Below are 19,741 nucleotides of genomic sequence, written 5' to 3'. Positions count from 1 at the left end.
GCGTTGTCAGACAGGCTGTTTCGCCAGGTCGCCGACGCAGGAGGAGTCGCCGGCTGCTTCCACGAGGGCGTCGATCATCGCGGCGACCGCCGGTACGCGGGTCAGGTCGGGGGTCGTCACCGCGTACACGGTGCGGTGGGAGGGCGGGTCGATGGGCAGCACCTTGACCCGTGCGTTCGGTGCCGACCGCAGGATCAGATCGGGCACCAGGGCGACGCCCAGACCTTCGGCGACCAGACCGAGAACGGCCACGTAGTCCTCGGTCTCGAACGCGACGTCCGGGCGATACCCGGCGGCTGCTGCGAGCGAGAGCAGGTGTCCACGGCAACGCGGACAACCGGCGATCCACGGCGCTTCGGCGAGAGCCGCGAGGTCGACACTGTCCTGAGAAGCAAGTGGGTGGTCCAGCGGCAGGGCGATCCGAACGTGGTCGAGCAGAAGTTCCTTGACCTCGAAGTCGTCGAGGTGGTCGCTGCTGATCTCCAGCCCGTCATAGGTGAAGGCCACAGCGACGTCACACTCGCCGGCTCGCAGGGCCGCCAGCGACTCCGGTGGCTCACCCTCTGCGAAGCTCACCTGCACCTGCGGGAAACGCTTCTTCACCAGCGACAGTGCCTTCGGCACCAGCGTCGAGGACGAGGAGGGGAAGGCCATGAGTCGGACGCGTCCTGACTGGAGACCGGCGATCGCCGCGACCTCGGATTCGGCCGCGCTGATCGCGCCGAGGACCGCGCCGGCGTGGCGGGCCAGGACTTCACCGGCTTCGGTGAGTCGCACGTTGCGGCCCAGTCGTTCGACCAGGGGAGTGCCCAAGCGCTCTTCGAGGCGACGGACCATCTGGGAGATGGCGGGCTGGGAGTAACCGAGCGACGACGCCGCGGCGGTGAAACTGCCCTCGTCAGCGATGGCACGAATCACCCGGAGGCCGGCAGCGTCGATCATGCGCACCAGCCTACAAACCGTTCGACCGACCCGCCTGCTCAGCATGAAATCGCAGCGCGAGCCGCAGATCCTCACCGGTCCAGTGCCGAGTGCATCATCCAGGCCACCGCCGCACCGCCTCCGGCGCGGCTGATCGGGGCGGTGGCCCCTGTGCGCCACCACCAGCAACAACGGCAGGATCAGGGGCGAAGGGGCCTCGGTCGTGTTCGCGCGTCCGGCCGTGGAGACAGCTGTCGCCCATCACCGCGAGCCAACCCAGCGTGACCCACCCCGATAGCGTACGAACCGATGCGCCCGCCGGCTCTCGATGAGCCGCGGCCTCGAACTCGGAACAGACCCGACCCATGGAGAACGAAGGTCCGATGGACGACCGCAGCCACCTGGCACACCTGCTCCGCGAGGGCGACGTGTTGGTCATGACCGGGGCCGGGCTGTCCACCGAATCCGGGCTGCCCGATTACCGCGGACCGGACGGGGTACGCCGTGTGGAGCCCATGACGGTGAGCGAGTTCCGGGCCGGAGTCGCTGCGCGGCAACGCTATTGGAGCCGGTCCTATGTCGGATGGGAGAGGTTCCGGACGGCGCGGCCCAACGAAGCGCACCGTCACCTCGCCGCGCTGGAGAAGGCGGGCCTGTTCGAGACGACGATCACCCAGAACGTCGACGGCCTGGCCCAGCAGGCAGGGTCCCGCGATGTCATCGAGTTGCACGGCAACCTCGGGCGAGCCGTCTGCCTGAACTGCCGGGCGCTTGCCGACCGAGAGTGGATCCAGCAGCAGTTCGCCACGCGCAATCCGGTGTTCGCGCAGGACGCCGAGAGGGCGCGCGACCTGCCGCTGCGCCCGGATGGCGACGTCGACATCGACCCCTCGCTGATCCATGACATCGAACTGGTGGTGTGCCCGACCTGTGGCAGCGACCTGCTGAAGCCGGACGTCGTGATGTTCGGCGAATCGGTACCCAAGGATCTGGTCGCCCATTGCTTCAACCGTCTCGAGCGGGCAAAGTCGCTGCTGGTGGTCGGATCCTCGCTCGGTGTGATGTCCGGCTTCCGTTTCGCGCGGCGTGCTGCCGAGCGCGACATCCCGATCGTGCTGGTCAACACCGGTTGGTCGCGAGCGGAACATCTGGCCACCAGACACGTACACCGCCCCCTGAGCGAGGTGCTGCAGGAGGCGGTGTGGGACGTACTGGGTGACGTCGACCGGGACGCGAGCGGCGATCGACGCCGGTGATCAGACCCGCCGCAGGACGGCCGTGACCTTGCCGAGGATCACCGCGTGGTCACCGTCGATCGGGTCGTACGCCGGGTTGTGCGGCATCAGCCAGACCTTGCCGTCGCGACGCTTGAACGTCTTGACGGTGGCTTCGTTGTCGAGCATCGCGGCGACGATGTCGCCGTTGGTCGCGGTCGGCTGCTGGCGCACGACGACCCAGTCGCCGTCGCAGATTGCGGCGTCGACCATCGAGTCACCGACCACCTTGAGCAGGAACAGGTCGCCCTCACCGACGATCTGCTTGGGCAACGGGAAGACGTCCTCGACGACCTCTTCGGCCAGGATCGGCCCGCCGGCCGCGATGCGTCCGACGACGGGCACGTAGGAGGCTGCCGGACGCTGGTCGCCGGCGCCGGTCTCGTCGATGGTGGACTCGTCGCTCGAGGTGACGCTGGAACCGCCACGCACGCCCCGCTTGTCCTGCTGGTGATCGGGGGAGATGACCTCGATCGCGCGGGGACGGTTGGGGTCACGGCGCAGATAACCCTTGCGCTCGAGCATCGACAGTTGGTGGGCCACCGAACTCGGGCTGGTCAGGCCGACGGCCTCACCGATCTCCCGCATGCTCGGCGGGTAGCCGCGCCGGTCGACGGAGTTGCGGATCACTTCGAGGACCTTGCGCTGGCGGGTGGTCAGCGCTACGCCGCCCTCGTCGTCGGGCAGCTGGTGGATCTTGGCCATTTCGTCTGCGTCCTTCGTCATGCCGTCGGTGAGGTGGTGCGGGCGGGTCGATCGGTACGGCCCTTCATGCCCCGGGTGATGCGTCCTGGACGACCGATGAAGCTGCTGTCGGCGAGCCGTGCAGCGCTCTTTCGAAGGAGGTTGTCGGTGGTCGGTGCCAGGCTGCGGAGCATGGAAAGAGGCTATGCGGCTCGGACACAGTTTTCAAACATTTGTACGAGGCGTGTCTCGCATCATTCGAACAGCCGTGCTATACATCGTACAGACGTTCTATCGCACACGTGTGCGAAGGAGAACTTGATCCGGCGCCTCGCGCCAGGGACGGAGAACATCATGAGTGCAGTTGCTCGCTGGGATCAGCCGCGTGTGGTCCGCACACCGCAGCGCCGGCGTCACCTGACCCTCGTGCCGTCGAACCAGCCGGTCGCGCGACTCGGCCGGGACGAGGTTCGGCTCACCATGCGCGGCCGTCGCGTGCTCGCCGCGCTCGTGCTCACCACCCTGATCGCGGCGGGCTGGGGTGCCGGGCGGGCCTTCGCCTCCTCGCCGTCGGCGACGCAGTTGGTGGTGCAGCCGGGGCAGACGCTGTCCGAGGTTGCGCACCAGGCCTACCCGCAGTTGCCGGTCGCCGAAGCGGTCGTGCGCCTTCAGCTCGCGAACGACCTCAATACTCTGCATGTCCACCCGGGCCAGTCGTTGACGGCTCCTCGCTGACGACGACTTCGCTCCCATGGCGCGCCCCGTCTCCCGATCGTCGGGAACGGGGCGCGGGTGTGTCACGGGGCCTCGCGACCAGTTCGCGAACGCCTCGGCGCCGTGACCAGCACGTTTGGTGAACGTGCCGGATCGGCGGAGAGACTTTCCGATCCCCACCTTGCATCTTGGGGTCGAAGCGGAATAACATCCCTACATCTAGTAGTTACACCGATGTAAGTTGTCCACATGTAGGTCCCCAGGATCTCAACAGGAATGACGGGCTTCTTCACCGGTTATCCACAAGAACATCCCCAATCGGGCCGATCAAGGCCTCGTGGCCCGGGCATTCCTATGCCCTTGCGAGCCGAACCGACCCGGATCATCACCAGGAGGTGACCATGCACTGCCCGTTCTGCCGACACGACGACTCCCGGGTCGTCGACAGCCGCAGCAGTGATGACGGCACCTCCATCAAACGGCGTCGCCAGTGCCCGTCGTGCGGCAAGCGGTTCTCCACCATGGAGACCGCCGGCCTCACGGTGGTCAAGCGGTCCGGCGCCAGCGAACCGTTCTCCCGGCAGAAGGTGCTCGTGGGCGTCCGCAAGGCCTGCCAGGGCCGGCCGGTGTCCGAGGACCAGCTCGCCCTGCTGGCGCAGGAGGTGGAGGAGAGCATCCGCTCCGGCGGCGCGGCCGAGATCGACGCGCACGACGTGGGACTGGCGATTCTCGGCCCGCTGCGCACGCTCGACGAGGTGGCCTACCTGCGGTTCGCGTCCGTCTACCAGGCGTTCGACGATCTCGACGACTTCGAGGCAGCCATCGCCCTGTTGCGCGCCGAACGCGATCTCAGCTCGACCGACGGGGCCGGTCACCAGGCCGCAGCTCGAACAGGCGACGAGGCTGTCGGTGGTCGGGTTCAGACTGATCGAACCGTGACCGACCGCTGACCGCCGGCACGCGCACCACCGATTTCCAAGCAATCACACGCAGATCCACAACCGGCATCACACCCAGAAGCCCACGGAGGAGCATCATGACGGAGACGACCAACGCACATTCGCGCACGCGCAAGAGCGGCAAGGGTGTGAAGGTGGAACGCATCTTCACCACCCCGGGCGTGCATCCCTATGACGAGGTCACCTGGGAGCGTCGCGACGTCGTTCAGCAGAACTGGAAGACCGGCGAGACGATCTTCGAGCAGCGTGGCGTGGAGTTCCCCGACTTCTGGTCGCTGAACGCGTCCACGATCGTCACCACGAAGTACTTCCGCGGCGCACTCGGCACCGAGGCCCGTGAGACGAGCCTCAAGCAGCTCATCGACCGTGTCGTGCTGACCTACGTCAAGGCCGGCAAGGAGTTCGGCTACTTCGCCACCGACGACGACGCGACGCTGTTCGAGCACGAGCTCACCTGGTCGCTGCTGCACCAGGTCTTCAGCTTCAACTCCCCGGTGTGGTTCAACGTCGGCACCAAGAGCCCCCAGCAGGTCTCGGCGTGCTTCATCCTCGCCGTCGACGATTCGATGGACTCGATCCTCAACTGGTACAAGGAGGAGGGCTTCATCTTCAAGGGCGGCTCCGGTGCCGGCCTGAACCTCTCGCGGATCCGTTCCTCCAAGGAGTTGTTGTCCAGCGGCGGCACCGCCAGCGGCCCGGTCAGCTTCATGCGTGGCGCCGACGCCTCCGCCGGCACCATCAAGTCCGGTGGCGCCACCCGCCGCGCGGCGAAGATGGTCGTGCTCGACGTCGACCACCCCGACATCGAGGAGTTCATCGAGACCAAGGCGCGCGAGGAAGACAAGATCCGTGCGCTGCGCGACGCCGGTTTCGACATGGACCTCGGCGGCAAGGACATCCACTCGGTCCAGTACCAGAACGCCAACAACTCCGTCCGGGTCAGCGACGAGTTCATGCGTGCGGTCGAGGACGGTAAGCCGTTCGGTCTGCGTGCCCGCGGCACCGGTGAGGTCATCGAGGAAGTCGACGCCCGCGAGCTGTTCGACAAGATCAACAAGGCCGCGTGGGAGTGCGCCGACCCGGGTGTGCAGTACGACGACACCATCAACGCGTGGCACACCAACCCCGAGTCGGGGCGCATCACCGCGTCCAACCCGTGCTCGGAGTACATGTCGCTCGACAACTCCTCCTGCAACCTCGCGAGCCTCAACCTGCTGAAGTTCCTGAAGGAAGACGACACCTTCGACGTGCCGACCTTCCAGAAGGTCGTCGAGATGGTCATCACCGCGATGGACATCTCCATCTGCTTCGCCGACTTCCCGACCGAGGCGATCGGCAAGACCACCGTCGACTACCGCCAGCTCGGCATCGGTTACGCCAACCTCGGTGCGCTGCTGATGGCCACCGGCCACGGCTACGAGTCCGAAGGTGGCCGCAGCCTCGCCGCTGCCATCACCTCGCTGCTCACCGGCGCGGCCTACAAGCGGTCTGCCGAGATCGCCGGTGTCGTCGGTTCCTACGCCGGCTACGCCCGCAACGCCGAGGCGCACAGGAAGGTCATGCGCAAGCACCAGGCCGCCAACGACCAGGTGCGCACGCTCGACACGATGGACGCCAACATCCACCGCGCCGCGACGAAGGCGTGGGCCGATGTCATCGAGCTCGGGGAGAAGAACGGTTACCGCAACGCGCAGGCCTCGGTGCTCGCGCCGACCGGCACCATCGGCTTCATGATGGACTGCGACACCACCGGTATCGAGCCCGACTTCTCGCTGGTGAAGTTCAAGAAGCTCGTCGGTGGCGGCTCGATGCAGATCGTCAACCAGACCATCCCGCGGGCGCTGAAGAAGCTCGGCTACCAGGGCGAGCAGATCGAGGCGATCGTCGAGCACATCGCCAACAACGGTCACGTCATCGACGCACCGGGTCTGAAGACCGAGCACTACGAGGTCTTCGACTGCGCGATGGGCGAGCGCGCGATCAGCCCGATGGGCCACGTCCGCATGATGGCGGCCTGCCAGCCGTTCCTGTCGGGTGCGATCTCCAAGACGGTCAACCTGCCGGAGACGGCGACCGTCGAGGAGATCGCCGAGGTCCACTTGGAGGGCTGGAAGCTCGGCCTGAAGGCGCTCGCGGTCTACCGCGACAACTGCAAGGTCGGCCAGCCGCTGTCCGACGGCAAGGCCAAGGCCAAGCCGGTGCAGGATGCCGCCGAGCCGGAGAAAGTCGTCGAGTACCGCCCGATCCGTCGTCGCCTGCCCAAGCGTCGCAGCAGCCAGACCACCTCGTTCGCGGTCGGTGGCGCCGAGGGTTACCTCACCGCCAGCACCTACGACAACGGTGAACTGGGTGAACTGTTCCTGAAGTTCGGCAAGCAGGGTTCGACCCTCGCCGGCGTGATGGACGCGTTCTCGATCGCCGTCTCGGTCGCGCTGCAGTACGGCGTGCCGCTGGAGACCTACGTCGAGAAGTTCACCAACATGCGCTTCGAGCCGGCCGGTATGACCGACGACCCGGACGTGCGGATGGCGCAGTCGATCATGGACTACGTGTTCCGTCGCCTGGCGCTGGACCACCTGGACTTCGAGACGCGTTCGTTCATGGGGATCCACAGCGCCGAGGAGCGCGCCCGCCAGCTCGAGACCGGCTCGTACGCCTCGAACGAGGGCGACGACGTGGAGGGCGAACTGGAGAACTTCTCCCAGTCGGCCGCCACCAAGGAGGCACCGAAGGTGTCCGCCGCGCAGGCGAGCTCCGGCGCCGGTGCTGCCGACGTGCGTGAGGTCTCCCCGGAGATTCACTCCTCGGCCGAGCTAATGGAGAAGTTCCAGGGCAAGGCCGCCGACGCTCCGATGTGCATGACCTGTGGCACGAAGATGCGTCCGGCCGGTAGCTGCTACGTCTGCGAGGGTTGCGGAAGCACCTCCGGCTGCAGCTGAGCCGAGGGCGAAGGGCCGCCGGTTTTCCGGCGGCCCTCCGTCATGTCGTGAGTCTGTCGGGAAACGGTTGCGACTCAGCGCTTTCGGGCGTATCGCTCCAGTTCGTCGGCTGCCTTGGTAGCCAGACTGCGCACCCCCGAGATGGTCGGTCCGCCCGATGCGAGCACGACGATCACTTGGTCGCCCTCTGGGGCCGGGGAGTACCAGGTGCCGTTCTCGACGCCTCCCAGCGCACCGCTCTTGAACCACACCGTCGTCCAGGCGCGCGGCGCGGTGAACCCGGGTGAGGGCACCGCCATGATCTGCGAGGCGAGGGTGGAACGGGACGCTTTCGCGCGGGTGTGGAGCGCCACCCAGGCCCGGGCAACGTCCTCGGAGCTTGCGAAATAGCCCAGACCGCTGCGCCAGGAGCCACCGATCGAGAAGTCGGGGCCACTCGCGTCAGCACGGCGGGAGGGTGCGATCAGTTGCCGCCGTCCCGTCTCCGAGGCCTTGGCCCAGCCGGCACGGGCACGCTGTGCCGCAGGGTCGGGGGAGTACAGCAGCCACAGGTCCTCGCGGATCGTCAGGAACGGGATCATCAGATCAGGTCGGGAATGACCCGAAGCGCGCAGTGCAGCCTTCATCGCGTCCTGGCCGAGCACCCGGACCAACAGGCTGGTCGCGGTGTTGTCGGACTGCTTGAACATCGCGCCGGCCGCCTCCATCACCCTGATCCGAACGCCGACGCCCCGTCCCGCCATCGAGCCGCTGCCTGCGCAGATGTCCTCACGCAGCAGGGTGAGCGACTGGTCCCAGCGCAGCCTGCCCGCCCTGATCGCGTCCAGCAGCGCGATCATCACGTACAGCTTGGTGACCGACGCGATCGGCCGGGTGTCCACGGGTCCGCTGCGGTGCACGATCTGCAACTGACCGGACGGCGTGACGAAGCCGGCCAACAGCGCGACGTCCTGGGCGACCCTACGGGCGGCGCCGTCGACCGACCGCCAGGCATTCCGGTCGACGCCGGGCGCGGAGACAACAGCCGGCGCCGGCGAAGACGCAGGGCGAGAGGTCGATCTCAACGGGACAGTGGACGTCGTGGGTGGGGGAGTCGGGTCACCATCGCCGACGGAGCAACCGGCCACCAGGGCGACGACCACGCCCAGCGCGGGGCACGTCAGGCGACGGCTCGTCCTCATCGCGTCCTCATCGTGTCGACCCTACAAGGACACAAGCGCACGTACTGGCGAGTAGCATCGCGAACGATGACAACCAAGACGAAGTCCGGGACGACCTCGCGCGCCGAGACGGCGGGCGAGGACGCGCGTGGTTTCGTCGCGGGCCTACGCGATGCCCACGGGTCGACGACCACGAAGATCTTCGGTCGGGCGCGCTCCCTGCTCGGGCCTGTCGTCACACCGCTCGAGCTCGCCCACGATGTCGTCCTCTCCGGCACCTACAGCTCACTGGAACTGGCACTCGACGTCGCCGGAGTTGTCGCACGTCCGGCCGCGGGATTCGTTGCGGGACAAGTTCCCTCTCGGGTGGTGAAACGCCGGGCGACGTCGGTGGCGGCCTTCGTCCAAGGCCTCACCGGAGACCGGCTGGTCGACGTCGACCTGCCGATCTCGTACCCGATGACCTTGCGACGTTCCGGCTACGACGTGCCGATCACCAAGGCAGGTCTGTCGAACGCCTACCCGGACGCGTCCTCGAACCTCGTCGTGTTCGTCCACGGTTTCGTGGGTACCGAGCAGATGTGGAAGCGGCGCGCGAGCCGCGACGACGAGGGCCGCCGACTCTCCTACGGCCGCCGCCTCGAATCGCTCGGTGACTGGTCGGCGGTGTGGGTGCGCTACAACACCGGCCAGCGCGTCTCGACCAACGGCCGCGACCTCGGCCGCATGCTCGCCCGACTCGTCGCACGCTGGCCAGTCCCGGTCGATCGGGTGGTGCTGGTCGGCCACTCGATGGGCGGACTGGTCGTGCACAGCGCGCTGCTCCAGGCTGCGCCGGACGCGCCGTGGGCGGGCCTGGTCACCGACACCGTGTCGCTCGGCACCCCCTACCACGGAGCCCTGCTGGAGAAGAGCGTGAATGTCGTGGCGAAGGAGTTCGACAACCACCGGGCGACCCGTTGGGCCGGCGGGGTACTCAGATTCCGAAGCCAGGGCATCAAGGATCTGCGCCACGGCAACCTCGTGGAGGCGGACTGGAAGGGCTTCGATCCCGACGATCCGGAGGATCACCGGGCCCGCGACCGCAGGCACCTGCACCCGATCCGACACCTCGCGGTCGTCGGGATGATCGCGCCGCAGCCGCACGCGTGGTGGGGCCGTCCGCTGGGTGACGGCATGGTGTCGCGGTCCTCGGCTGCGGGCCTTGAGGGCGAGATCTGGGACACCGCGTACGTCGGCGGTGTCAACCACATGGATCTGCTCAACCACCCGAAGGTCTACAACGTCCTCGCCGAGCGCCTCGGGGTGAAACAGCTCCCTTTGCGTCACCCGGGCGACTAACCTCACAGCATGTCCGGCGCAGCCTTCTTCGACCTCGATCGCACCCTCGTCCGCAAGGCCTCGGGTCCGGCCCTTTCCCGCGCGATGCGCGAGAGCGGGGTGGTGGGGTCGAAGCTGCCCGGTGAGTCATTGCTGTTCTGGTGGATGAACGCCTTCGGTGAGACGCTCGGCTCCATCGCGCTCGCGCGACAAGCCGTGCTCATAGCGGCCGGCAAACCCGACGGCGCATTCGACGACGCGGCCCACAAGGCCGCCGAGGTGCTCGTCGACCAAGTAGGCCCGTTCGCCCGAATTCTGGTCGAACAGCACCACGACGCAGGCCGAAAGGTGGTCATGGCGACAACCACGCCGTACCACCTCATCAAGCCGCTGGCCGATGCGCTCGGGTTCGACGACGTGATCGCCACCCGGTACGCCGTCGGTGAGAACGGTACGTACAACGGGCGCCACGAGGGCCGGTTCGTGTGGTCCTGGGGGAAGTTGGCCGCCGTCCGCGACTGGGCGGCCGCCAACGACGTCGACCTCGAGGAATCCTTCGCCTATTCCGACTCGGTGTTCGACATTCCGCTGCTCACCGCGGTCGGCAACCCCGGTGCGGTCAACCCTGACCCGCGACTGCTGGTGGTCGCCATGGCCAAGCGCTGGCCGATCCTGTCCTTCGATGCGCCGCCCGGCACTCTCACCTTGCCGGTGGTCGACCTGGAAGCCCGCCGGCTCGCGCTGATGCTGGCCCGGCCGGAGACCTTCCCGTACGTGAGGTTCGAGATCAACGGGCTGGAGAACATCCCCGCAGACGGTCCCGCGATCTTCGCCGGCAACCACCGCAGCTACTTCGACATGGCGACCATGGCGGTCGTCGTCGGACGCACGGGGCGCGGCGCGAGCTTTCTGGCCAAGCGCGAGATGTTCGACGTGCCGCTGCTCGGACCGGTGTTGCGGATGCTCGGTGGCCTGAGCGTCGACCGTGACCATCGCGATCCGGACGCGGCCGACCCGCTGGAGGAGGCGGCGGTCGCGCTCGCCGGCGGTGACCTGGTCGGCGTGATGCCGCAGGGGACGATCCCGCGCGGACTCGACTTCTTCTGCGATGAGTTGCGCGGCTACCCCGGCACGGCGCGCCTCGCGGCCATGACGAAGGCGCCGGTCATTCCGTTTGCGCTCAGCGGGACCGAACTGGTCTGGCCGCGTGCTGCCGCTGCGCCCAATGTGCTGAGTTTTCTGAACCCGCCGAAGATCGTGGTCAACATCGGCGAACCGGTGGAGTTGAAGTACCGCTCGGAGCAGGCCGACACAAAACGCATCATGGCGGCGATCTCGGCGATCCTGCCCGATGCGGCGAAGGGCCTGAAGCCGACCAGCATCGAGCAGGTGGCCTCGACCTACCCCGGTGGTCGCATCCCGCAGAGCGATCTGCCCGACATCGAGCGGACCATCGCAGCCAACACCGCAAAGGGGCGCAAGGCAGCACTGAAGCGGCGGTGAACAGGAACTGAACGCGTTCTGAACGCTGCTGGCCCCGCCTGTTCGCCGCGGTGAACTGCGGGTTTGCGTCAGGTGGCCGCACGTCGTCAGACTGCGGGCATGACCACCGAGATTCTCGTGTTGACGCTGGTCGTCATCACGGCGCTGGGGTTCGACTTCACCAACGGCTTCCACGACACGGGAAACGCCATGGCAACATCCATCGCCACCGGTGCGCTGAAGCCGAAGACGGCGGTCACGCTGTCGGCGCTGTTGAATCTCGTGGGTGGCTTCCTGTCGGTGGAGGTCGCGGTCACCGTCACCAAGGACATCCTGCGGTTGCAGGCCTCGGACGGTTCATTGCTCAGCGGGATCAGTCCGTCATTGGCGATGACGATCGTGTTCGCCGGGTTGATCGGTGGCATCCTGTGGAACCTGTTCACCTGGTTGCTCGGGCTGCCGTCCAGTTCCTCCCACGCCCTGTTCGGCGGGCTCGTGGGCGCGGGCATCGCGGGCATGGGACTCGAGGGCGTCAAGTGGGACGGTGTCACGGCCAAGATCCTGCTGCCGGCGGTGTTGTCGCCGTTGATCGCCGGGTGTATCGCCGCCCTCGGCACGGCACTGATCTACCTGTTGTCGCGATCGGTGCGCAGTGAGCGCAAGAAGAACAGTGCGTTCCGCTGGGGTCAGGTCGGCACGGCCAGCCTGGTGTCGCTCGCCCACGGCACCGGTGACGCGCAGAAGACGATGGGTGTCATCGCGCTCGCACTCATGGTGCAGGGCGACCTGACGGTCGACGGCATCGAGCAGAACGGTCTGCCGGTCTGGATCATCGTCAGTTGTGCCATCGCCATCGCGCTCGGCACCTACCTCGGCGGCTGGCGCATCATCCGCACGCTCGGTAAGGGCCTGGTCGACATCGAACCGGCGCAGGGAATGGCCGCGCAGGCGTCCTCGGCGGCGATCATTCTGACCTCCAGCCATTTCGGCATGGCGCTGTCGACCACCCACGTCGCGACCGGTTCGATCATCGGTTCCGGCGTCGGCAAGCCGCAGGCGCAGGTGCGCTGGGGTGTCGCGGCCCGGATGGTCACCGCGTGGCTGATCACCCTGCCCAGTGCAGGTTTGATCGGCGCACTCTGCCTGTTCGTCTCCCGGTTGATCGGGGGACTGGCCGGTGACCTGGTGATCTTCGGTGTCCTGGTCGCGCTGTCGGTGTACATGTACCAGCGCAGTCGCCGCCAGGCGGTCACCGCCCACAACGTCAACCGGGACTGGGACGACAACGAGGCCGAGCCGCCCGTCCCGGCGTCGGCGGGAGCGGCGCACTGATGAAGATTCTCGACTCGATGCTCAACGTCGTGCTCGCCGGACTCGTCTTCGGTGTCGGCCTGCCGGTCATCTACGTGCTCGCCCTGCGCATGTGGGATCGCGCGGACCACGTCGACAGTGTGATCGCTCGTCGCGGTACGCTCGCGATGGCGTGGACGGGGTTCGCGTTGGTCGGCATCATGGTGCTGGTCGCGATCCTGTGGATCACGCGTAAGTCCTTGTCGCACTACCTCGGGATCACGGTTTTCTGACATGCACAACCCGCTCACCCAATTCGTCAACTGGTTGCGCGAGGGCTACCCCGAGGGTGTCCTGCCGTCGGACTACAGCCCACTGCTGTCGGTGCTGCAGCGTTCGCTGACCGACAACGAGATCGAGCAGGTCGTCACCGAGTTGCGGCGCAGCCGTGGCGGGGAGGTCGACGAGGACGAGATCCGTGAGTCCGTCAAGAATGTCGCCCACGCTCTGCCCACCGACGACGACATCGCCCGGGTCAGCAAACGCCTGTACAACGCCGGTTGGCGCGATCCGGGAGTAGCCCGCGCCGGCGTGATCTCGCCCGAGACGGACGACCGAGAGGCCGGCGATGTCTGACGCGACAGAACTCGGGTTCGCACCGTCGGACCCGTCGTTCATCGCCGATCCTTACCCGGTGCTCACCGGACTGCGTGCCGCCGGTCGAACTGTCCGGTACGCCGAACGCGACGTCTGGCTCATTCCGCACTTCGCCGATGTGCATGCCGCGCTGCGCAATCGCTCGCTCGGGCGCAGTTTCGAGCACCGTCACACACCGGCCGAATTCGGACGTCCGGGCCTTTGCGACATGGAGTCGAGCTTTCCGCGTTTCGTCGAATCCGAACGCTGGTCGCTGCTGAATCTCGAACCCCCGGACCACACCAGAATTCGCCGGCTGGTGACGAAGGTGTTCACCGCCAAGGCGGTCCGCGAGTTCGAACCGCAGATCGCGCAGTTGGCGGATGTGGCGTTCCGCGGCGCACGCGACACCGGCGACGCGCAGGGCGGAGTCGACGTCATCTCCCGGCTCGCGCAGCCCTTCTCCATCTCGGTCATCTGTGAATTGCTCGGGGTGCCGCAGGAACACGGCCCGAACTTGCTCGACTGGTCCCACGCGATCGTGAAGATGTACGAGATATCTACGACCGAACAGCAGCGCACGGACGCCGAACGGGCAGCGGGGCAGTTCGTCGACTTCGTCCAGGAACTCATCGAGGAACGACGGCGGACGCCGGGTACCGACCTCGTCTCCGAACTCGTCCTCGTCGCCGACGAGGGCGACCGGCTGACCGTCGACGAGATCGTCTGCACGGTCATCGTCCTGCTCAACGCCGGGCACGAAGCCACGGTGAACACCCTCGGCAACGGTCTCAACGCGCTGCTGCAGCGTCCCGACCAATGGGCGAGAATCACCGGCGGCGAGGTCGAGCCGATCGTGGCGGTCGAGGAGATGCTGCGCTTCGACCCGCCCCTGCAGATGTTCGAACGATGGGTGCTCGAACCCGTCGAGCTGGCCGGCCGCAGGTTCGAGACGGGGGAGCGGATCGCGATGCTGTTCGGTTCGGCCAACCGCGACCCGCAGCGCTTTCCCGACGCCGACGTCTTCGATGCGGCCCGCGGCGAGACGACCCACATCGGCTTCGGTGCCGGCGTCCACTTCTGCATCGGGGCCCCGCTGGCCCGCGCCGAACTCACCGCGATGTTGCACCGCATCGCGACCGCTGCGCCGAACCTCGAACTCATGCGGGAGCCGGAGTACCATCCGACGTTCGTGATCCGCGGATTGCAGGAGTTGCAGGTGCGCTTTCTCACACAGCCCGTATCGCGGACCTGAGCCGGCAGCGCGCGACCGCGCTGTCAGAATGGCCCGCGTGAAGGCACTGTTGTTGGAGAGCATCCACCCCCTGGCCGAAGCGTTGCTGCGCGACAGCGGGATCGAGGTCGTCAGCCACGCGGGAGCGATGGACGAGGACGAACTGATCGCCGCACTCGTGGGGGTCGACCTGCTCGGCCTCCGGTCCAAGACCGACGTCACCGCCCGGGTGATCGAATCCGCCGATCAATTGCAGGCCATCGGCGCCTTCTGCATCGGCACCAACCAGATCGACAAGGCGAGTGCCGCCGAGCGCGGGATCGTCGTGTTCAACGCCCCGTTCAGCAACACCCGAAGCGTCGTCGAACTCGCGATCGCCGAGATCATCGTGATGGCCCGCCGCCTCACCGAGAAGGACTCGGCGCTGCACAGCGGTGTGTGGGACAAGAACGCCAAGGGCAGCCACGAGATCCGTGGCCGTCGGATCGGCATCGTCGGCTACGGCAACATCGGCAGCCAATTGTCGGTCGTCGCCGAGATGCTCGGCCTGCAGGTGTACTTCTACGACAGCGAGGACAAACTCGCGCTCGGCAACGCCCGCCGGTGCGACTCGCTGGACGAACTGCTGGAGATCGCCGAGGTCGTCACGCTGCACGTCGACGGACGCGAGGGCAACGCCGGGTTCTTCGGGGCCGAGCAGTTCGCCAAGATGCGTCCGCGTTCGCTGTTCCTGAACCTGTCGCGCGGTTTCGTCGTCGACTACGACGCGCTGCGTGAGCAACTGCTCGCCGGCCACATCGCCGGTGCTTCGGTCGATGTGTTCCCGGTCGAACCCAAGGCGCGCGGCGACCGGTTCGAGTCGCCGTTGCAGGGCATCCCGAATGTCGTGCTCACGCCGCACATCGGCGGATCGACCGAGGAGGCGCAGGAGGACATCGGCCGGTTCGTCGCCGGCAAGCTGCGCGACTTCATGCAGCGGGGAACGACGACGCTCAGCGTCAACCTGCCTGCCCTCACCCTCGAAGGACACCCGGGCGACCGCCGGATCCTGCACTTCCACTCCAACACCCCGGGTGTGCTCGCGACGGTCAACAACGTGCTCGCCCATCACGGCGTGAACATCGAAGGCCAGTTGCTCGGCACCCTGGGCAGCATCGGCTACGTGGTCACCGACGTCCGGGACCTGCCGCAGGCCGCGATCACCGAACTGCAGGAGCTGTCGGAGACCATCCGCCTGCGGGTGATCTGAAGAAAGTCGGGCGTACGGGGAACCGACCGGGCCGCGGGGCAGTCGGAACCACCGGAACCGCAAGGCTTCTGCTCATCGAACAAGGGGACGGCTGGCAGCCCGCTGCGCCGTACCTCGTTAAACTTCGCACTCAGGACCGTCGCGCGGCGCGCCACGGGGGGAACTGAACCACAGGAGGAGAACCACATGAACACCAAGCGTCAGCGTTCGCTCGCCGTTGCGGTCGTGGCCGCGTGCACACTCGGACTCACCGCGTGCCAGGACAGCGCACCGCCGGTGGCCCAGCCGACGAGCAGCACCACCCAGAGTCCGTCGTCCACCGAGAGCTCCAGCTCGTCCTCGCAGAGCCCGTCGTCGACCGAGAGCAGTTCCTCGTCGTCCTCGACCGAGTCGAGCAGCACGAGTTCCTCGAGCAGCGCCGGCGGCGGCGTCAGCCAGAGCTCGGCCGCCGGGCAGTGCAACAACACCAGCAGCTACTACATCGTCAAGGGCTCCGGCACCAAGGTGAAGAAGTACGGGGAGACCCAGTCGGTGACCGGTGACGTGGGTGACGCGACCCTCGACCTGACGATCTCCAAGGGCGAGGCGAAGGACGGCGGCACGGACTACCCGTACGACGACGACACCCAGGCGCTCATCTTCGACGTGAAGTTCAAGCGGACCAGCGCGGACGGCTTCTACGTCGCAACGCCGCTGGCCTTCTCCCTGATCGACGAGAACGGCCGCAACTGCACCCGTGCTTCCAGTTCGTCGAACAACGTCGTGCTGGGCAAGGACATGCTCGACGTCGAGTCGATCAATGACAAGACGACGGAGTACAGCGGCAAGATGGTCTTCGTCGTGCCCAAGAACAAGGACTACAGCAAGTACACGCTGCTGTGGAACAGCGACTACAAGGGTGGCACCGAGGCCGGCTACGGCTGGCAGGGCTGACCAAGCCGTCGATTCACGGAATGATCGGCCCACTCCCGTCGTTCGGGAGTGTGGCCGATCTTTCGTTGTCGATGGGCTCTCGGAGAAGGTGACCGGTTCCACCGGCCGCCGTGGCACAGGAGGCGGCGACCAGCTTGACTGACACCGTGAACAGCACCCCCGATCGGTCGACCGCTGCGTCCAGCGGCCCGATCCTGTCGGCCGGCGACGAGGAACGCCGCGCCGGCCTGCGCCGTATGCGAGCCGTCGCCCTCGGCCTGCTCGTCCTTGCCGCGATCGTCTTCGTGCTGACCCATGGACGTGGCGGCGCGTGGGGTTATGTGAATGCAGCGTCCGAGGCAGCAATGGTCGGCGCGGTCGCCGACTGGTTCGCGGTGACGGCGTTGTTCCGGCATCCGCTGCGACTGCCGATCCCGCACACCGCGATCATCCCCAAACGCAAGGACCAGATCGCGCACAGCCTCGAGGACTTCGTCACCGACAACTTCCTCACCGAGGACAACGTCAACACCCGACTGGCCAGTGCGCAGATTCCCCTGCGGCTGGGCCATTGGCTGCAGGAGCCGGGCAACGCAGGGCGCGTCGTCACCGAAGCGGCCCCCGCGCTCAGCAAGGCCGTGACGTCGATCAAGGACGACGAGGTGCGTCACCTGCTCGACCGGATCCTCCTGCCCCGCCTGGGTCGGGAGCCGGTCGGCCCGCTCACCGGACACCTGCTGCAGGGTGTGGTCGAGGACGGTTCGCACCACGGTCTCGTCGACATCGGCATTCGTGAACTGCACAACTGGGCCGAGCACAACGAGGCGACGATCACCGAGATCCTCGGCCAACGCGCCCCGTGGTGGTCGCCGAAGTGGCTGGACGACACCGTCACCGCGCGCGTGCACCTGGAGATCGTCAAATGGCTCGCCGACGTCCGGGACGACCCGAACCACTCGGCGCGGCAGGCGCTGGACAACCTGCTCGCCACCCTGGCTGATGACCTGCAGAACGACGAAGACACGATCGCGAAGGCCGAGGCCATCAAGGAGCGCTTTCTCGAGCACCCGTCGGTCGGCAATTCACTTGTCTCGCTCTGGGGTTCGGTACGCCGAGCAGTCGTCGAAGCCCTGGGCGACCCCGACGGCGAACTGCGCGCCCGTCTCGCGGTCGCGTTGCACGACCTCGGCGCGCGAGTCGTCCGGGACGACGAACTGCGTGCTTCGCTCGATCGTCGCCTCGCCGAGACCGTCGGGTACGTCGTGCGCACCTACGGGCGTGAACTGTCGACGGTCATCTCCCAGACCATCGACAAGTGGGACGGAAACGAGGCCGCCGAGCGCATCGAGTTGCACGTCGGCCGAGACCTGCAGTTCATCCGGATCAACGGCACCATCGTCGGTGGTCTCGTGGGTCTGCTGATCCACACCCTCAGCCAGCTGCTCTGAAGCCGGTCTTCAGGTCGGCAAGGATGTCGTCGATGTGCTCGATGCCCACGGCCAGGCGCACGAGACCCGGGGTCACGCCTGCGGCGAGGCGGTCCTCGTCCGAGCCCTGGCTGTGCGTCGTCGATGCCGGGTGGATCACCAGCGAACGCACGTCACCGATATTGGCCACGTGCGAATGCAGTTGCAGTGCCTCGACGAACTTCTTGCCGGCTTCGAGGCCGCCGGTGATCTCGAAGGAGATGACTGCACCCGAGCCCTGCGGCGTGTACTTCTGCGCGAGGTCGTGGAAGTCGTTGTCCGGCAACGAGGCCCAGACGACCTTCTCCACCTGGTCGTGACCCTGCAGGAACTGTGCCACCTTGTGCGCATTCTCCAGGTGGCGCTCGATGCGCAGGCTCAGGGTCTCGATGCCCTGGGCGATGAGAAAGGCGTTGAACGGGGAGACTGCCGCGCCGAGGTCACGCAGCAACTGCACGCGCGCCTTGAGGATGAACGCGAGGTTGGCCCCGAGCGGGCTCCCCACGCCGAGATCACGGGCGTAGACCAATCCGTGGTAGCTCTCCTCGGGCGTGTTGTAGTTCGGGAACCTCTCCGGGTCCTTACCGAAGTCGAAGTTGCCCGAGTCGACGATCGCCCCCGCGATCGAGGTGCCGTGGCCGCCGAGGTACTTGGTCGCGGAGTGGACGACGATGTCGGCGCCGTACTCGATGGGACGCAGCACGTAGGGCATCGCGACGGTGTTGTCGACGATCAACGGCACGCCGGCCTCGTGCGCGACGCCGGCAACGCCCTCGATGTCGAGGATCTCCGCCTTCGGGTTCGACACGGACTCTCCGAAGAAGAGCTTGGTGTTCGGACGCACCGCAGTGCGCCACTGGTCGAGATCGCGGGAGTCCTCGACGAACGTGACCTCGATCCCGAACTTCGGCAGCGTGTACTTCAACAGGTTCGCCGTGCCGCCGTACAGCGCCGGGCTGGCGACGATGTGCGAACCCGCCTCGGCGATGTTGAGGATCGCCAGCGTCTCGGCGGCCTGTCCGGAGGCCACGAGCAGAGCGCCGACGCCGCCTTCCAGGCTGGCGATCCGCTGCTCGACGGCGTCCGTCGTCGGGTTCATCAAACGGGTGTAGATGTTGCCGAACTCGCTGAGCGCGAACAGGTTCTTCGCGTGCTCGGTGTCCTTGAACACGTACGACGTGGTCTGGTAGATCGGCAACGCCCGCGCGCCGGTCGTCTCGTCGACGACCTGTCCGGCGTGGATCTGACGGGTCTCGAAGGACCACTCGGCAGCGCTGTCCTGGCCGGGGTTCTGGGTGTCGTTCATCGGCGTCTCCTCCTGCTCGGTGCAGGCGCTCGATCCGCCTGCGGCGGACCGACGTTCGCGTCCGCGCTTGCCGGGCGGCGATCTGCACCGTCCGGCCAGGTCTTCACCCGGGGCACCCCACCGCGGTGGAGGGTTGCCGGCCAGCGAGCCGGGGCTTGTCGCTGACGCTCATGACCTGACGCCAGATTACGTGAG

At 67.0% G+C, this 19,741-nt stretch carries 18 protein-coding genes and 1 riboswitch; of the genes, 13 read left to right on the top strand and 5 right to left on the bottom strand.

Going from position 1 to position 19,741, the window contains the following annotated elements:
- Positions 1-6: 6 nt before the first annotated feature.
- On the bottom strand, positions 7-942 hold the full coding sequence (locus tag EU513_RS01720; protein ID WP_129624105.1) for a LysR family transcriptional regulator: 936 nt from the start codon (positions 940-942) through the stop codon (positions 7-9).
- A 344-nt stretch (positions 943-1,286) separates the two neighbouring features.
- Between EU513_RS01720 and EU513_RS01715 the strand changes: the two genes are divergently transcribed.
- Positions 1,287-2,177, top strand: coding sequence for a Sir2 family NAD-dependent protein deacetylase (locus EU513_RS01715; protein WP_129624104.1), 891 nt, complete (start codon positions 1,287-1,289; stop codon positions 2,175-2,177).
- On the opposite strand, the gene lexA is transcribed toward EU513_RS01715, so the two are convergent.
- On the bottom strand, positions 2,178-2,921 hold the full coding sequence (gene lexA, locus EU513_RS01710) for a transcriptional repressor LexA (RefSeq protein WP_370447330.1): 744 nt from the start codon (positions 2,919-2,921) through the stop codon (positions 2,178-2,180).
- Positions 2,918-3,073: a hypothetical protein gene (locus EU513_RS15660; protein WP_168990094.1), complete on the bottom strand. Its 156-nt coding sequence runs from the start codon at positions 3,071-3,073 to the stop codon at positions 2,918-2,920. The genes lexA and EU513_RS15660 overlap by 4 nt, the downstream gene beginning before the upstream one ends.
- 160 nt (positions 3,074-3,233) lie before the next feature.
- On the opposite strand from EU513_RS15660, the gene EU513_RS01705 reads away from it, so the two are divergent.
- The 3 genes from EU513_RS01705 to EU513_RS01695 all read left to right on the top strand — a co-directional run bounded on the left by EU513_RS01705 (position 3,234) and on the right by EU513_RS01695 (position 7,491).
- The gene (locus EU513_RS01705; protein WP_129624103.1) at positions 3,234-3,614 is read left to right on the top strand and encodes a LysM peptidoglycan-binding domain-containing protein; all 381 of its coding nucleotides are present in this window, start codon (positions 3,234-3,236) and stop codon (positions 3,612-3,614) included.
- Positions 3,615-3,994: 380 nt separating this feature from the next.
- The gene (gene nrdR, locus EU513_RS01700) at positions 3,995-4,543 is read left to right on the top strand and encodes a transcriptional regulator NrdR (RefSeq protein WP_129624102.1); all 549 of its coding nucleotides are present in this window, start codon (positions 3,995-3,997) and stop codon (positions 4,541-4,543) included.
- A gap of 86 nt (positions 4,544-4,629) precedes the next feature.
- On the top strand, positions 4,630-7,491 hold the full coding sequence (locus EU513_RS01695) for a vitamin B12-dependent ribonucleotide reductase (RefSeq protein WP_129624101.1): 2,862 nt from the start codon (positions 4,630-4,632) through the stop codon (positions 7,489-7,491).
- Positions 7,492-7,565: 74 nt separating this feature from the next.
- Here the strand turns inward: EU513_RS01695 and EU513_RS01690 are convergent, their stop codons facing one another.
- Positions 7,566-8,672: a serine hydrolase gene (locus tag EU513_RS01690; RefSeq protein WP_129624100.1), complete on the bottom strand. Its 1,107-nt coding sequence runs from the start codon at positions 8,670-8,672 to the stop codon at positions 7,566-7,568.
- A 66-nt stretch (positions 8,673-8,738) separates the two neighbouring features.
- Between EU513_RS01690 and EU513_RS01685 the strand changes: the two genes are divergently transcribed.
- From EU513_RS01685 to EU513_RS01645, 9 genes are all read left to right on the top strand, one after another.
- Entirely contained in the window at positions 8,739-9,992 is a 1,254-nt protein-coding gene (locus EU513_RS01685) for a triacylglycerol lipase (RefSeq protein WP_129624099.1), read from the top strand.
- A gap of 9 nt (positions 9,993-10,001) precedes the next feature.
- On the top strand, positions 10,002-11,474 hold the full coding sequence (locus EU513_RS01680) for an HAD-IB family hydrolase (protein WP_129624098.1): 1,473 nt from the start codon (positions 10,002-10,004) through the stop codon (positions 11,472-11,474).
- A 99-nt stretch (positions 11,475-11,573) separates the two neighbouring features.
- Positions 11,574-12,785: an inorganic phosphate transporter gene (locus EU513_RS01675; RefSeq protein ID WP_129624097.1), complete on the top strand. Its 1,212-nt coding sequence runs from the start codon at positions 11,574-11,576 to the stop codon at positions 12,783-12,785.
- Positions 12,785-13,036, top strand: coding sequence for a hypothetical protein (locus EU513_RS01670; protein WP_129624096.1), 252 nt, complete (start codon positions 12,785-12,787; stop codon positions 13,034-13,036). Before EU513_RS01675 ends, EU513_RS01670 begins: the two co-directional genes overlap by 1 nt.
- A 1-nt stretch (position 13,037) precedes the next feature.
- A complete protein-coding gene (locus tag EU513_RS01665; RefSeq protein WP_129624095.1) occupies positions 13,038-13,379 on the top strand; it encodes a DUF3349 domain-containing protein in 342 nt (113 codons plus the stop codon).
- Positions 13,372-14,634: a cytochrome P450 gene (locus EU513_RS01660; protein WP_129624094.1), complete on the top strand. Its 1,263-nt coding sequence runs from the start codon at positions 13,372-13,374 to the stop codon at positions 14,632-14,634. Before EU513_RS01665 ends, EU513_RS01660 begins: the two co-directional genes overlap by 8 nt.
- A 28-nt stretch (positions 14,635-14,662) precedes the next feature.
- On the top strand, positions 14,663-15,862 hold the full coding sequence (serA, locus tag EU513_RS01655; protein ID WP_129624093.1) for a phosphoglycerate dehydrogenase: 1,200 nt from the start codon (positions 14,663-14,665) through the stop codon (positions 15,860-15,862).
- 186 nt (positions 15,863-16,048) lie between these two features.
- Positions 16,049-16,795 carry a DUF4352 domain-containing protein gene (locus EU513_RS01650; RefSeq protein WP_129624092.1) on the top strand — a complete coding sequence of 249 codons (747 nt, stop codon included), beginning with the start codon at positions 16,049-16,051 and terminating at the stop codon, positions 16,793-16,795.
- Between the two features lie 146 nt (positions 16,796-16,941).
- Positions 16,942-18,222: a DUF445 domain-containing protein gene (locus EU513_RS01645; protein WP_370447329.1), complete on the top strand. Its 1,281-nt coding sequence runs from the start codon at positions 16,942-16,944 to the stop codon at positions 18,220-18,222.
- Here EU513_RS01645 and EU513_RS01640 read toward each other — a convergent pair.
- Positions 18,206-19,546 carry a bifunctional o-acetylhomoserine/o-acetylserine sulfhydrylase gene (locus EU513_RS01640; protein ID WP_129624091.1) on the bottom strand — a complete coding sequence of 447 codons (1,341 nt, stop codon included), beginning with the start codon at positions 19,544-19,546 and terminating at the stop codon, positions 18,206-18,208. The two genes, EU513_RS01645 and EU513_RS01640, sit on opposite strands and share 17 nt — an antisense overlap.
- A 58-nt stretch (positions 19,547-19,604) precedes the next feature.
- Positions 19,605-19,722, bottom strand: a riboswitch (SAM riboswitch).
- Positions 19,723-19,741 lie beyond the last annotated feature (19 nt).

The organism is Yimella sp. RIT 621 (assembly GCF_004146205.1).
In the GTDB taxonomy this organism is placed as follows: domain Bacteria; phylum Actinomycetota; class Actinomycetes; order Actinomycetales; family Dermatophilaceae; genus Yimella; species Yimella lutea.
This window is presented reverse-complemented; position numbering and strand designations above follow the sequence as displayed.

What these genes read in the sequence shown, in the direction of transcription:
- EU513_RS01720 (WP_129624105.1), bottom strand. Translation starts at nt 942, where the DNA reads ATGATCGACGCTGCCGGCCTCCGGGTGATTCGTGCCATCGCTGACGAG.
- EU513_RS01715 (WP_129624104.1), top strand. Translation starts at nt 1,287, where the DNA reads ATGGAGAACGAAGGTCCGATGGACGACCGCAGCCACCTGGCACACCTG.
- lexA (WP_370447330.1), bottom strand. Translation starts at nt 2,921, where the DNA reads ATGACGAAGGACGCAGACGAAATGGCCAAGATCCACCAGCTGCCCGAC.
- EU513_RS15660 (WP_168990094.1), bottom strand. Translation starts at nt 3,073, where the DNA reads ATGCTCCGCAGCCTGGCACCGACCACCGACAACCTCCTTCGAAAGAGC.
- EU513_RS01705 (WP_129624103.1), top strand. Translation starts at nt 3,234, where the DNA reads ATGAGTGCAGTTGCTCGCTGGGATCAGCCGCGTGTGGTCCGCACACCG.
- nrdR (WP_129624102.1), top strand. Translation starts at nt 3,995, where the DNA reads ATGCACTGCCCGTTCTGCCGACACGACGACTCCCGGGTCGTCGACAGC.
- EU513_RS01695 (WP_129624101.1), top strand. Translation starts at nt 4,630, where the DNA reads ATGACGGAGACGACCAACGCACATTCGCGCACGCGCAAGAGCGGCAAG.
- EU513_RS01690 (WP_129624100.1), bottom strand. Translation starts at nt 8,672, where the DNA reads ATGAGGACGAGCCGTCGCCTGACGTGCCCCGCGCTGGGCGTGGTCGTC.
- EU513_RS01685 (WP_129624099.1), top strand. Translation starts at nt 8,739, where the DNA reads ATGACAACCAAGACGAAGTCCGGGACGACCTCGCGCGCCGAGACGGCG.
- EU513_RS01680 (WP_129624098.1), top strand. Translation starts at nt 10,002, where the DNA reads ATGTCCGGCGCAGCCTTCTTCGACCTCGATCGCACCCTCGTCCGCAAG.
- EU513_RS01675 (WP_129624097.1), top strand. Translation starts at nt 11,574, where the DNA reads ATGACCACCGAGATTCTCGTGTTGACGCTGGTCGTCATCACGGCGCTG.
- EU513_RS01670 (WP_129624096.1), top strand. Translation starts at nt 12,785, where the DNA reads ATGAAGATTCTCGACTCGATGCTCAACGTCGTGCTCGCCGGACTCGTC.
- EU513_RS01665 (WP_129624095.1), top strand. Translation starts at nt 13,038, where the DNA reads ATGCACAACCCGCTCACCCAATTCGTCAACTGGTTGCGCGAGGGCTAC.
- EU513_RS01660 (WP_129624094.1), top strand. Translation starts at nt 13,372, where the DNA reads ATGTCTGACGCGACAGAACTCGGGTTCGCACCGTCGGACCCGTCGTTC.
- serA (WP_129624093.1), top strand. Translation starts at nt 14,663, where the DNA reads ATGGCCCGCGTGAAGGCACTGTTGTTGGAGAGCATCCACCCCCTGGCC.
- EU513_RS01650 (WP_129624092.1), top strand. Translation starts at nt 16,049, where the DNA reads ATGAACACCAAGCGTCAGCGTTCGCTCGCCGTTGCGGTCGTGGCCGCG.
- EU513_RS01640 (WP_129624091.1), bottom strand. Translation starts at nt 19,546, where the DNA reads ATGAACGACACCCAGAACCCCGGCCAGGACAGCGCTGCCGAGTGGTCC.